Origin of the sequence: Pusillimonas sp. ANT_WB101, assembly GCF_008369125.1 — a bacterium.
GTDB lineage: Bacteria > Pseudomonadota > Gammaproteobacteria > Burkholderiales > Burkholderiaceae_B > Allopusillimonas.
In genome coordinates, this window is record NZ_VOAY01000003.1 from 21,516 (window position 1) to 34,567 (window position 13,052).

The 13,052-nt window shown below is 55.4% G+C and carries 13 protein-coding genes; 4 read left to right on the forward strand and 9 right to left on the reverse strand.

Annotation, left to right across the window (positions count from 1 at the left end):
* Positions 1–28: 28 nt before the first annotated feature.
* The 3 genes from pal (at position 29) to FQ179_RS12925 (ending at position 2,133) form a co-directional block, all read left to right on the forward strand.
* On the forward strand, positions 29–532 hold the full coding sequence (gene pal / locus FQ179_RS12915) for a peptidoglycan-associated lipoprotein Pal (RefSeq protein ID WP_149397744.1): 504 nt from the start codon (positions 29–31) through the stop codon (positions 530–532).
* 76 nt (positions 533–608) lie between these two features.
* On the forward strand, positions 609–1,295 hold the full coding sequence (ybgF, locus tag FQ179_RS12920; RefSeq protein WP_149397745.1) for a tol-pal system protein YbgF: 687 nt from the start codon (positions 609–611) through the stop codon (positions 1,293–1,295).
* A gap of 10 nt (positions 1,296–1,305) precedes the next feature.
* The gene (locus FQ179_RS12925) at positions 1,306–2,133 is read left to right on the forward strand and encodes an alpha/beta fold hydrolase (protein ID WP_149397746.1); all 828 of its coding nucleotides are present in this window, start codon (positions 1,306–1,308) and stop codon (positions 2,131–2,133) included.
* Positions 2,134–2,398: 265 nt separating this feature from the next.
* On the opposite strand, the gene FQ179_RS12930 is transcribed toward FQ179_RS12925, so the two are convergent.
* A complete protein-coding gene (locus tag FQ179_RS12930; RefSeq protein ID WP_149397747.1) occupies positions 2,399–2,902 on the reverse strand; it encodes a copper chaperone PCu(A)C in 504 nt (167 codons plus the stop codon).
* Positions 2,903–2,954: 52 nt separating this feature from the next.
* Positions 2,955–3,338 carry a hypothetical protein gene (locus FQ179_RS12935; RefSeq protein ID WP_149397748.1) on the reverse strand — a complete coding sequence of 128 codons (384 nt, stop codon included), beginning with the start codon at positions 3,336–3,338 and terminating at the stop codon, positions 2,955–2,957.
* Positions 3,339–3,393: 55 nt separating this feature from the next.
* Here FQ179_RS12935 and FQ179_RS12940 point away from each other — a divergent pair, with 55 nt between their 5' ends.
* Positions 3,394–3,837, forward strand: a complete 444-nt coding sequence (locus tag FQ179_RS12940; protein ID WP_149397749.1) for a PaaI family thioesterase — start codon at positions 3,394–3,396, stop codon at positions 3,835–3,837.
* A gap of 84 nt (positions 3,838–3,921) precedes the next feature.
* Here the strand turns inward: FQ179_RS12940 and FQ179_RS12945 are convergent, their stop codons facing one another.
* The 7 genes from FQ179_RS12945 to ahpF form a co-directional block, all read right to left on the reverse strand.
* On the reverse strand, positions 3,922–5,010 hold the full coding sequence (locus FQ179_RS12945; RefSeq protein ID WP_149397750.1) for a BMP family ABC transporter substrate-binding protein: 1,089 nt from the start codon (positions 5,008–5,010) through the stop codon (positions 3,922–3,924).
* 2 nt (positions 5,011–5,012) lie between these two features.
* A complete protein-coding gene (locus tag FQ179_RS12950) occupies positions 5,013–5,936 on the reverse strand; it encodes an ABC transporter permease (RefSeq protein ID WP_149397751.1) in 924 nt (307 codons plus the stop codon).
* A complete protein-coding gene (locus tag FQ179_RS12955) occupies positions 5,936–6,997 on the reverse strand; it encodes an ABC transporter permease (protein WP_149397752.1) in 1,062 nt (353 codons plus the stop codon). Before FQ179_RS12955 ends, FQ179_RS12950 begins: the two co-directional genes overlap by 1 nt.
* Entirely contained in the window at positions 6,984–8,522 is a 1,539-nt protein-coding gene (locus FQ179_RS12960; protein WP_149397753.1) for an ABC transporter ATP-binding protein, read from the reverse strand. The genes FQ179_RS12955 and FQ179_RS12960 overlap by 14 nt, the downstream gene beginning before the upstream one ends.
* Positions 8,523–8,655: 133 nt before the next feature.
* The gene (locus FQ179_RS12965; RefSeq protein WP_149397754.1) at positions 8,656–8,847 is read right to left on the reverse strand and encodes a YqaE/Pmp3 family membrane protein; all 192 of its coding nucleotides are present in this window, start codon (positions 8,845–8,847) and stop codon (positions 8,656–8,658) included.
* Positions 8,848–8,902: 55 nt separating this feature from the next.
* On the reverse strand, positions 8,903–10,981 hold the full coding sequence (locus FQ179_RS12970) for an AsmA family protein (RefSeq protein ID WP_149397755.1): 2,079 nt from the start codon (positions 10,979–10,981) through the stop codon (positions 8,903–8,905).
* A 370-nt stretch (positions 10,982–11,351) separates the two neighbouring features.
* Positions 11,352–12,947, reverse strand: a complete 1,596-nt coding sequence (gene ahpF / locus FQ179_RS12975; protein WP_149397756.1) for an alkyl hydroperoxide reductase subunit F — start codon at positions 12,945–12,947, stop codon at positions 11,352–11,354.
* Between the last annotated feature and the right edge of the window lie 105 nt (positions 12,948–13,052).

Sequence of the window (13,052 nt, forward strand, 5' to 3'; positions counted from 1 at the left end):
ATGTGACTCTATTTCAAAAGGAACTTAAATGAGCTCGCGTATCGTAAAAAGCTTCACCATCGCAGCCTTTGCAGCCTCTCTGGCCGCCTGCAGCTCAGTCCCTCTGGACGAGTCGGCAAGCGGTACAGGCACAGGTATGGGTAACGAATCGGCCTCTTCGGGCCAGGTCATGGACCCATTCAACCCGCAAAGCCCGCTGGCCCAGCAACGCTCTGTCTATTTTGACTTTGACAGCTACTCTGTTCCAGAACAATACCGCAGCCTCGTTGAAATGCACGCAACGTATCTGACCGGCCACGGGCAACAGAACATCCGTATCGAAGGCAACGCCGATGAACGCGGCGGTGCCGAGTACAACCTGGCACTCGGCCAGCGCCGTTCTGAAGCCGTAGCGCGCATGATGACCGTTCTCGGTGTCAATGCCAACCAGATCGAAGCGATCAGCTTCGGCAAAGAGCGTCCACGCGCTCTTGGCCATACTGATGCCGATTACGCCGAAAACCGTCGTGCGGACATCGTCTATCAGCGGTAATATCCGTTAATGGGTCACAGCTGTGCCGCGGCGGCTCCACCGTCGCGGCTTTTTTTTATTAAACGGAATACTGACTATGAGCGTTTCTTTTTTGCCCCTGCGTACTGTTGTACTCGGCACAGCGGTTGCAATAGCCTCGATCGTGTCATCACCTGCGCAGGCTTTTTCTGACGATGAGGCTAGACGGGCCATTCTGGAATTGCGCGAGCAGTTCAAGCAATTCAGCGATCAAAGCCGCAGCATTCATTTACAGCAATCTGACCGTATCGAGATGCTGCAACAAGAACTAGCCACCCTGCGTGGCCAGGTCGAGCAGCTAAATTGGCAGTCCAACCTGCAACAGCGTGCCAGCCAGGACCAATCAGGTGGGCACACCACGCATGTGGCTGACCCTCAAGAACAGGCCGCGTATGAAGGCCCCATGGGTCTATTCCGTAGCGGTAAATATAAAGAAGCAGCAGGTAGTTTCGGGCAGTTTCTTGACGCCTACCCCAATAGCCAACTGGCCGCCGAAGCACGCTTTTACCAAGGCAGCAGCCTCTATGCCAGCAAAGATTTCAAAGGCTCTGTTCAGGGTCTGCAAGAAATGTTGCGTTTGACACCGAAAGACCCACGCGCCCCCGATGCTTTGCTGGTTATGGCAGCAAGCCAGATCGAGCTTAATGACTTGAACGGTGCCAAAGCCAGCCTGCAACGCATTATTAAAGACTACCCTGACTCATCGGCCGCCGAAACCGCAAAAAGTCGCCTGCAGCTGCTGTAGCCATCACAACATGCAGTTTCCACCGGCTGATCACACGCTCGTCTGCGCGGACCATACCCATCATTTTGCGCAGACGGGCAGTGGCGCAACAACGGTAGTTCTCATTCACGGCTCGCTGTGCGATTATCGCTACTGGCGCTGGCAGCTAAATGGCCTGTCAGACACCTTCCGCGTTATCGCACCCAGCCTTCGTGGGTACTGGCCAAATGCGTTCACACGTGCCGACGCCCAGTTCAGCATCGGCCAGCATGCCTGCGATCTGAGGGTGTTTATCTCAGGTATCAATGCTGGCAGACCCGTTCATCTCGTAGGCCATTCGCGCGGCGCGCAGGTCGCCCTGGAGCTCGCCCTGGCAGCCCCTGATCTGGTGGCCAGCCTCACATTGGCTGACCCGGGCTTCCGACTGGCTGGCGAGGCCGAAGCCCCCCTGCCTCACCGCGACATGGCTGCCCTGCTGCAGGGCGATGATGCCGACGCTGCGCTATCGGGTTTTGTCGACAGGGTAAATGGCGCAGGGACATGGCGACAGATGACGAGCTGGTTCAAAACCATGGTCAGGGACAACGCTGCAACCTTGCTTTCGCAAGCGCAAGAGCCACAGCCAGTGGTTGACCCAGCACACTTTGCTGACCTGCCCTTCCCTTTGCTGCTGCTAGGGGGCGCCAATAGCCCGTCACGCTATCGCACGCGGCTTGAGGCACTGTCACTTGCCTGCCCGCAGGCACATAGGGTGACCATACCGCTCGCGGCACATGGCATGAATCTGGCCAACCCAAGAGCTTTCAACACGGCGCTCAGCTCGTTTGTCGAAAATACAGAAATATACACACGAGTTTAAGCCTGGCACTCTGCACAAGCCCCGTCATTTCAGGACGCGTGAACCGCTTCCACACGCAGAACTCTTAGCGACTGCCAGATTTTCTCAGCCCCATGCTGCGAGGTAAGTGGCGTGCACCCCAGGCGACTTGACGAAGCGCACCCAGGACGACAGCCATGGCCACATCAAGCTGAAACGACAAGGGCTGAACTCTGTGCAACACAGAGCCCAGCCCGATTTCTTGCCCGACCACAGCCTTATAAGGCTGGGTCAGTGCTGACCATACTTAGTTTATACGCGTATTGGCCGGTTTTACTTCACACTGCACACTCGCCTTCTCGCCGTTGTCGAACAACAGGTCAAGATCAACTTTGTCGCCAACCGCTGGGGCTTTTTCGCCCAGTTCGAGCATGGCATGGTAGCCGCCTGGCTTGAATTCAAGCTCACCACCAGCAGCAATGGCGATGTCATGGGTTTCGGACATTTTGCTCATGCCGTCTTTTTGCGTGGTCTGGTGCAGCATGACCATTTTATAGGCCGATGAAGCAGCAGCCTGAAGCTTTACTTCTTTGTCGCCCTTGTTGTGAACCACAAAATAGCCGCCCGACGGTGCTGGCGCGGGTATAGCACGTATCCAGCACCCGCTTACAGAAATAGTGTCGGAGACCTTAGCCTTGGACATATCAGGTGCGTCTTGCTGCGCCATATGATGGCCATGATTGTGCGCCTGAGCAGAAAATGCCAGGCTCGCGCCAAGGGCCAGAGCGGCGACAAGTGTAAATTTTTTCATCAAAAACCCCAGTAAATCGTGCAATATTGCGTGTCGTAATTTGAATTTAAGATCAGAAAACTGCGGACGCAATCGGCGGGGCTCGAGAGCCGACAGGTGGGCCGCGCACAGCTGGAACACGACGTTGAGCCATGGCACGCCATGGCGTGGCCCACTGGGCAAGCACCAGCAAAACCATCAGGACCAGTGCGCCCATGAGCATCGCGAGCGGGCTTACCGAAGCCCCAAATGCGCATAGCAGCATAGGGGGCTCGTTATGAGCGCCAGAGGTATCAAGCGATAGTGCTTGAATCACGGTGGTGGGCAAGCCTGATACACATAGCGTCATGCCCGGCGCGCCCTGCCCCTGACCAGGCATATAGCCGAGCGGGATCAGCGCTCGCAGCAGGAACGCCAGCAATATCAAACGCGCAAGGTTTACATATACCGCTTTCATTGCTTCGCAGTGTACTATGCCAAGGTCATTTGTTTTGTGTCGCAGGACAAACACCATGCCTAGTAATGCCAATGCCCAGACCCCAGCGATTACCGTCGCCGAGTTCGAGCAATTGCTGCAAACCCATCACCCTTTCTCGGCCTTACTTGGCGCTGAAGTTTTGGAAATTGGGGTTGGCACGGCCACTTTGCTGCTACCTGACGACGCAGCGCATAAACGCCTGGGTGGCATAGTTGCTGGCCCTATGCTCATGGGCCTGGCAGATTTGGCCTTGTATGCGGCCATTGTTGGCGCAACCGGCAACGCGGAGGCTGTAACGGCCAGCCTGAGCATAAATTTTTTACGCAAGACCCCGCCTGGGGGCGTGCTGGCTCATGCCCGCGTACTTAAAACCGGGCGAACCTGTGCCGGTGATGTAACGCTGGTGCCGGCCGTTGGTGGCGAGCCCGTAGCCCAGGTAATTAGCACCTGGGGGCTGCCCACCCCACGCAAGGCCTGATTGCTCGGGCTTGCGTCGGCAAACAAAACACTAGCCCCTGGTCACGCAACTATTGCACACTCCACGCCTCCAGGGGCACTTCAATTACTTCGTAGGCATCTTGCTGGCGACGCCCTGCACGTAGTAATTCATTTTATTCAGACCGTTGTCGTCCAGCACGCCCGACTCCAGTTGAACTTTACCCTCATTGTCAGTAATAGGGCCGGCAAAAGGAGCAAAGGTGCCGGCAATGATTTCTGCCTTTTTCTCAAGCACAAGCTGCTTGACGTCATCAGGCAGTGCTGGCCCGAAGCCTTCAATTGCTGCCATGCCTTGCTTCAGACCACCCCAAGTGCTGGATGTTTTCCATGTGCCATCGAGCACAGCCTTGGCTTGCCCCGTAAAGTAGTCACCCCAGTGATGCGTCACTGCGGCAAGCTGGGCGTGGGGGCCGTACTTGGACATGTCTGAATGATAGGCAATGGCATACTTGCCTTGTTCTTCTGCAGCTTGCACCGTGGCGGTTGAGTCAGTGTGATGGCTGACCACATCGGCGCCCTGGCTCATTAACGCAAGCGCTGCATCACGTTCTTTACCCGGATCAAACCAGCTGTTTACCCAAATAACCCGCACCTCAGCCGCAGGGTTGACGCTGCGCATGCCGCGTGTAAATGCATTAATACCTTGCAGCACTTCAGGGATGGGGAACGCACCCACATAGCCTGCCTGGTTGGTTTTGGTCATTTTGCCTGCGATGATGCCGGCAAGATATCGTGCCTCATAGAAACGGGCATTAGTGGTTGCCACGTTGGGAGCCGTTTTATAACCCGTGGAATGCACAAACTTGACATCAGGAAACTGCTTTGCCACCTTAAGGGTGGGGTTCATGTAGCCAAACGATGTCGTGAAAATCAGCTTATTGCCTTGCTCCGCCAAGTCGCGAATAACACGTTCGGCATCAGCACCCTCAGGCACGTTTTCTACGTATTGTGTTTTGATCTTGTCGCCCAGTTCGGCTTCCATTTGTTTGCGGCCGAGATCCTGCTGCCATGTCCATCCGGCATCACCAATTGGGCTGACATACACAAAACCTATTTTCAAAGGCTCATCGGCCGCCAGGGCGCTCGATGAGACGGCAAATGCGGGCAGCAGCACTGCAGCGCAAAGCGCCTTACGGAATAAACGGACTGACATGATTAACCTCCGGTGTTCGGGTTGAAGTTTTTACCAAGCGAAGCAGGCATGTTCAGCCTGATCCAGTTTGCATTTCTTGAAATAAGGACCAGCACCAGAATCGTTGCCAGGTACGGGAGCATGGAGAGCAGTTGCGACGCGATTGGAACACCCCGCGCCTGCATATGATAGGTAAGAATGGTAATGCCGCCAAACAAATAAGCACCAGCCAGCACGCGCAATGGCCGCCATGTGGCAAAGGTGGTGAGGGCCAGAGCGATCCAGCCACGACCAGCCACCATGCCTTCTACCCACATGGGTGTGTAGACCAGTGACATGAATGCACCGGCTAACCCGCAGCAGGCGCCGCCAAACAGCAAGGCGCCCAAGCGTATGCGTCGAACATCATAGCCCAGAGAGTGCGCCGACGAAGGGGATTCTCCTATGGCTTTGAGCACCAGACCCGCGCGTGTACGAGCCAGAAACCAGATGATCAGCCCACACAATGCGATGGCGAAATACACCATGGGATGATGACGGAACAATGCTGTACCGAAAAACGGGAGGTCTTCGAGCCAGGGAATGCCATAGGGCTGCGCCTGCAGTGTTTCGGCAGAATAGTCTATGCCTAGGTAGGCCGAAGCCCCTGCACCAAACAGCGACAGCGCAAGCCCTGTTGCAACCTGATTGGCGCCCAGCCACACGGTTAGCCAGGCAAAAAAGCCCGCCATGCACATGCCAGCCAATGCACCTGTGATGAAACCCAACGCAGGGCTGCCTGACTCGATGGCAGTCGCAAAGCCGATAATCGCCGCGACCAGCATCATGCCTTCAGAACCCAGATTGATGACCCCCGACTTCTCATTGATGAGCAAGCCCAAGGCTGCCAGCATGAGGGGTGTACCGGCAATCATCGCCGAGGCGATAAGCGGAGCGAGGCCGTCCATTATTTCCTCCAGCGCAGGCGGTTATAAATGAGCACGTCACAGGCCAACAATGCAAACAGCAGTATCCCCTGGAAGATGCCGGTGATGGCGCTGGGCATGCCTAGCCGGCTCTGCGAAAGCTCACCGCCTATGTAGAGCAGCGCCATAATGAAACTGGAAAAAATCACGCCTATGGGATGCAGCCGCCCGACAAACGCAACAATAATGGCGGCAAAGCCGTAACCGGGTGATATCGACGGCGTGAGCTGGCCTATGGGGCCCATGATCTCGCAGGCACCCGCCACACCCGCAAGCCCGCCCGACACCAGCATCGTCGTCCACAACGATTTACGTGCAGAAAAACCTGCATACCGAGCTGCCAGCGGCGCCATCCCGCCTACCTGAAGCCTGAACCCCGAAAAGCTGCGCGACAGGAAAAGCCATCCGAGCAAAGACGCCAGAAGCGCCAGCACAATGCCCATGTGCAGTCGCGTACCCGGCAGCACCATAGGCAAAAGAAAACCATCGGAAAACAACCTGGACTGCGGGAAACCAAAGCCGTCGGGATCGCGAAGTACGCCATGCACCAGATAACTGAGCAGCAGCTCTGCCACATACACCAGCATCAGGGAGACCAGAATTTCATTGGCATGATAACGATCACGCAGAAACGCAGTGATAGCGCCCCAGAGCGCTCCGCCAATGGCGCCTGCCAGCAAAGCCAGCGTGATCATCCACCAGCCGCCGTTGGTGTCATCGTCGACATATAGGATGAGTGCGCCAGCCAGAATAGCGCCCACCACAAATTGCCCTTCTGCACCAATATTGAAGACATTGGCACGAAAACACATGGCGAGCCCGACGGAAATAAGTAGCAGCGGCGCCACCTTGACCCCGATCTCAGCCCAATCTTGCGCGCTGTTCAATGGCTCAATAAAAAATACGAACAAGCTGGCAAAAGGGTCTTTGCCAACCACCATAAACAATACAAAACCACAGAGCAGCGTCAGCGCAAACGCGAACAAGGGCGATAACCATGCCATGGTTCTGGAAGGTTGGGCGCGTGGCTCAAGCCTGAACATGGTGCGCCTCTGCCTCAGCGTGAACAACGTCTTGCCACAAGCCACTCATCCACTGACCGAGTTGGTCAAGCGTGGCCTGAGCTCGCGGTATGGCGGGCGACATTTTCCCTTTTGCCATCACAATGAGCGTGTCTGAGATTTCAAGTAGCTCGTCAAGCTCCTCGGAAATGACCAGAATGGCACAGCCCGCGTTGCGCAGGGCCAGCAGTTCAGAGCGAATCTGGGCGGCAGCGCCAACATCAACACCCCATGTAGGTTGAGCGACCAGCAACACACGTGGGTTGCGTGTGACTTCGCGACCGATTATGTATTTTTGCAGGTTACCGCCCGACAGGCTGGCCGCTGCCGCGTTAGGCCCAGCCGCCTTGACACCAAAACGGCTGATGATGCCAGCCGCCAGATCGCGGATGGCACCGTTGCGAATAAAACCGTGACGTACGGTAGTCGGCCCCTGATGCGATAACAACATGTTCTGCGCCAGCGAAAGCTCTGGCACGGCACCACGACCCAGGCGCTCCTCTGGCACTAGCCCCATACCACGAGCACGTCGCCAGGCCGCTGAACGGCCTCCCACAGGCGTGCTATCGAGCAAGATACTGTCGGTGGGCGCACGCGTGTCCTCACCCGACAGCGCGGCCAGTAGTTCTTGTTGGCCATTTCCTGATACGCCGACCACACCGACAATTTCTCCGGCACAAACATTGAAGCTGACGTGCTCCAGAGCGGTAGCGAAGGGATGTGCCTTGGGCAACGAAAGATTGCGTACAGCAAGCATGACAGGGCCAGGCGTGCGCTGAACATGAGCAATGGCGGATGGCTCGGCGCCTATCATAAGGCGCGACAGGCTGGCTGCCGTTTCGTTGCGCGGGTCACAAACACCTGTAACCTGGCCGCCTCGCATCACCGTACAGGTATGACACAGGGCCCTGATTTCATCAAGCTTGTGGCTGATATAAAGAATGCTGCAGCCTTCGGATGCGAGCTTGCGCAATGTATCAAACAAACGTTCCACGGCCTGCGGTGTGAGCACAGATGTGGGTTCGTCCAGAATTAGCAATTGCGGTTTGCCCAGTAATGCGCGCACAATTTCGACGCGCTGGCACTCACCCACCGACAGGGTATGCACATGACGCTGCGGCTCAAGGTCAAGGCCGTATTGGCTTGCCGTTTTGGCAATACGTTGCGACAGTTCGTCCAGGCGCGTGTCTGAAGGCAACCCCAGCGCAATGTTCTCGGTAACTGTCAGCGTGTCGAACAGGGAAAAATGCTGAAACACCATGCCGATGCCAAGTCGACGCGCAGCCGCCGGGCTGGCAATGGATACTTCGGTGCCATTCCAGAGCATACGGCCACTGTCAGGCTTGATTACCCCATAGATGATTTTCATCAGGGTAGACTTGCCTGCGCCGTTTTCGCCCAGCACCGCATGTATTTCGCCAGGCTGCACCGTCAGATCTACCGCGTCGTTTGCAACAACGGCGGGATACTGCTTGGTGATCTGATTTAACGCCAGGCGAAAAGTCATTCTGTTTTTTGCTTATGTGAAGGCCCGAAGACAGGCACAGCTTCGCGCATGCTAGGGGGAAATTCTACCGTCAATCGATGGATAGCCCTGAAGGGGATAACCCCTACTTCGTACACCGGCCCACACGGCATGCTTAGCGGCGGCCGAGGGCTTTTTCGATTTTTTTGTCGGTTTTGTATTGGCTTAATGCGTACACGGCCCAGATGGTGGCCGGCAACCAGCCAACAATTGTGATTTGCAGAATGAGGCAGATAATGCCTGCAATAGGTCGCCCAATGGTAAAGAAGGTAAGCCAGGGTAGCAACAGCGCAATCAATAGTCTCATGTAAGAATCAGTATGAAGTTAGAAAGAGGCCGTTATTCTACCGCGCACATTGCGATCATGGCTTGGCCTGCGACGATGGCCAGCTCTGGCGCTCTTTGCGCTCCGCACGTTTCTGGCGTTCTTCGGCGCTTTCTTTGGCCTGCGTGGAAGAGCCGCCCTTGGCCTCATCTTGCCCCAACGACACGCAACCCGAAGACTCGTTAGTGCCCATATTGAGCAATGGCAGCAATGCAGCAAATGGTGTTGCGATCACGCCCAGTGCAATCGCTGCCCCGGCCCGCAGCGCAAGTGGCCCTTTTTCAACCCCAACATCGGGATGCTTGAGCGTACCTCGTGCATAGAGCGGCGACCGCAGCGTAAAGACGCGCAGCGTTTTGTTGGCTGGAACAATCTTCATATCGATTTTCTCTGTCGCCAGATTGATGGTGCCCGTAATATCGACAATGGTATCGTCGGTTTCGAGCCTGAACGCTTCAGTCTGCATAAGACCGTTCTTGACGTCAAAATCGCTGGCCATGCAATTGAGCACGATCTGGTCGTCACCAAATAACTTCAAAATGATCATGTTGGCAAGATTAAGCCCCGCCGCCTCGAGCAAATACTGGCTGATGGTGCCTCGGCTGACCAGCGCCTGCAGGTGGCCGTTTGAATGCCCCAGTATCTCGGCAATCGAGACGCCTTGCCCCGTCAGTTTTGCATGGCCGTGTAATTCTCCAAAACTGGCATCCATGGACTCCGCCCCCGGAAACAGCTTTTTCAGCTTCAAATGGCGTGCTTCAGTATCAAGCCTGGCAGCTATTTTGCTGCCGCTGCCGTCCAGCACCAGGGTATTGGCAAGTGTGCCGCCCGCCATACCAAAGTTTAGCGGCTCAAGGCTTAACACCTTGTCTTTAAGCACGACATGGGCCTGCACGTTGTCCAGTGGCAGGTCTTTATTTCGCAAAATACGCTTGCCCTTGAACTGAACGTCTGCATCCATGACGCCCCAGGTTTTGGTATTGATGGGCTGGACCGGAAACACCTTATCTGCAGGCTGCCCCTTGGCTGACTCTTTGGCGGCCTTGGACTCTACATCACTGGTGTCGAGGCCTATCAGAGGACCAAGATCTTTCAGACGCAACTGATCTGACGTGACGCTGCCGGTGAGGATGGGCCTGGGCGCCCGACGCGTGTAGACCAGCGAGCCATGCACATCGCTCTTGCCCACTACGCCATCGAAGTCCTCATAGTGCCAGACGTCTTCATTGTCACCTAACGTCGCCGTCAGCCTTCCGGCGGTGTTGTAAGGAGGCGTTTGCGGTAAAGCCACGCCGAACAAAGGCAGCAGATCAGACATGCTGTCACCCGCCAGCTTTAGCTGGACATCAAGGGCAGCCAAAGCCTTAGGTTGGGTTGCTGACCCTTCGACCTCAATGACTGTGGTGCCGATACTAAGCTTTCCCTGCAAGGGAAAGGGTTCCGTGCTTTGCCCAAAGGTCAGGATACTGCCGGCCTTGCCCTCTCCGCTGATTTTGGCATCGTTATAAACGCCGTTCGCTTTCCACGCGAGGCCATAGTGTTGGTCATTATCTACCGTATCAAGCTCAGCGTTCATATCAAGCTTGCTTGATGTATCAACCAGCCTCGCATGCACGCTGTGCAAGGAAAGCGACTGTAGGTTTACCTTCCAGGAAGGCGCTTCGTCTTTGTTGTCTTTTTTACCAAACGTCCAGTTATTTTTACCCTCAGCATTGCGCTCAAGGTACAGGTCAGCGTCTTCTACTTCAAGACTGGCAATTTCAACCGTGTGCGACAGCAGCGCAAGCGGATTGATCACCGCTGATAAGCTGGAAACATCAGCCATGCCGCCGTCATGCTTGCTCCATGGCGCATTGCCCACTTGCACGTTATGGGCGGTAATCTGCGGCCAGGGCACCCAGCCGCGCCAGCCTTCGGCTGCGTCGCCAGGCTGCAACCAATCTATATCGAGATCGCCCTGTATAACCACAGGCCGATCAGCCAGCTGGGAGACCCGCTTGCTCACCCAGGGACGTGCATGGTTCCAGTCAAACGTGGCGAAAACGATGCCGCACAATGCCAGCACCAGAATCAAGCCCAAGACTACCCACAACGCAATTTTGCCAAAACGCCGCATGACTGTCCCCTTCGGTATTCAGGCGCCAACACGCCCTATGACGCGTCTTTATTGTAGAGAGAGACTCTAAACGCATTGCAACGGAATGTACACGCTGTCGAGCCAGTTTCAGCGGAACTGATTGCAACGGCATGGCCCAGGAAGCAAGCCGTGTTCCTGCGTGCTGATAAAGACGGGGCCAGAAGCGCTTTGTATGCACGAAGCGGCGTATGTGGCAGGCGAAAAACCAGCGGTAAGATCGGCAAGAATGAATGTGTCTCTGTTGACGTACTCCATCAGATTCAGGCCGCCAACGAAAAAAGCCGGCGCAGAATGACTGCGCCGACCTGTTTCTACAACACGAATACTGCCTGCCGCGTATTGCCTCTGATCAGGCCGATACGACTTCGTTTGTGACAGAGTCTTCGGTTTCTGTCACCGAGGTGCGGATCAAATGATCAAAGGCGCTAAGTGCTGCCTTGGCACCGTCGCCTGCAGAAATAATAATCTGCTTAAATGGTACGGTGGTGCAGTCACCTGCTGCAAACACGCCTGGTATCGAGGTTTGGCCTCTGGCGTCGATTTCAATTTCACCAAAGCGCGACAGCGCTACGGTATCTTTAAGCCACTCAGTATTAGGCACCAAACCGATCTGGATAAACACGCCGTCAAGATCGATTTGCTTCATTTCATCAGTCAGGCGGTCTTTGTAGCTAAGCCCGGTAACTTTTTTGCCATCACCATGAATTTCGGTGGTTTGCGCCGAAGTGATAATGGTGACGTTTTTCATACTGAGCAGCTTACGCTGCAATACGGCGTCGGCACGCAGCGCGTCACCGAACTCAATGACGGTAACGTGCTTAACCAGACCAGCCAGATCAATGGCAGCCTCAACACCGGAGTTTCCACCGCCAATAACGGCAACATCTTTGCCTTTGAACAGCGGGCCATCACAGTGCGGGCAATATGCCACCCCGGCGTTGCGGTATTGGTCTTCGCCCGGTACGTTAATTTGGCGCCAGCGAGCACCCGTAGACAAAATTACCGTCTTACCTTTGAGTGAGCCGCCGCTTTCAAGTTTGACTTCAATTAGGCCTTCGCCGGGTACCAGTTGCTCGGCGCGCTGCACATTCATAATGTCAACGCCGTAGACATTGACGTGTTGCTCAAGCGCCGCCGCAAATTTGGGGCCGTCGGTTTCTTGCACTGAAATAAAGTTTTCAATAGACATGGTGTCAAGCACCTGCCCGCCAAAACGCTCAGCGACGATACCAGTACGGATGCCTTTGCGAGCAGCATAAATGGCTGCCGCAGCACCTGCAGGCCCGCCACCCACGATAAGTACGTCGTAAGGGTCTTTTTTGCTGAGTTCTTCAGCCTTGCGACTGGCTGCACCGGTGTCTAGCTTGGACAGCAACTCTTCTACGCCAGCACGACCCTGCCAGAATGCTTCACCATTAAGGAACAAGGAGGGTACCGACATGATCTGCCGCGCCTCAACTTCGTTCTGGAACAGTGCCCCATCGATGGCCACGTGGCGGATGCGAGGGTTAATGACCGACATGGTATTGAGTGCCTGCACCACATCGGGGCAGTTCTGGCACGACAACGAGAAAAATGTTTCGAACAGATAGTCGCCATCGAGATTTTTAATTTGTTCGACAACGGATTCATCAAGCTTTATGGGGTGGCCGCCCACCTGCAGCAGCGCCAGCACGAGCGACGTAAATTCGTGGCCCATGGGGATGCCTGCAAAGCACACACTGATATCAGTGCCGCTGCGACGGATATCAAAGGAAGGTGTACGTTCGCTGCCCTCAGGCTGCTCCACCAGGCTGATTTTGTCGGACATCAGTTCGATTTCAGTCAACAGCTCGCGCAGCTCCGCCGACTTGGCGCTGTCGTCGAGATGAGCGATGAGTTCAATAGGCTGAACAATCATCCCCATGTAGGATTTCAACTGCGATTTGATATTTTCGTCCAACATAATTTTGCCTACCTTCAGGATAAGAGGGTTTATGGTGGCCGCGCGGGCTTCTGGCCCATGCGCGGCGCGTTTTATGTACTTACCTGCTTATCGCAAGTGCGGTCG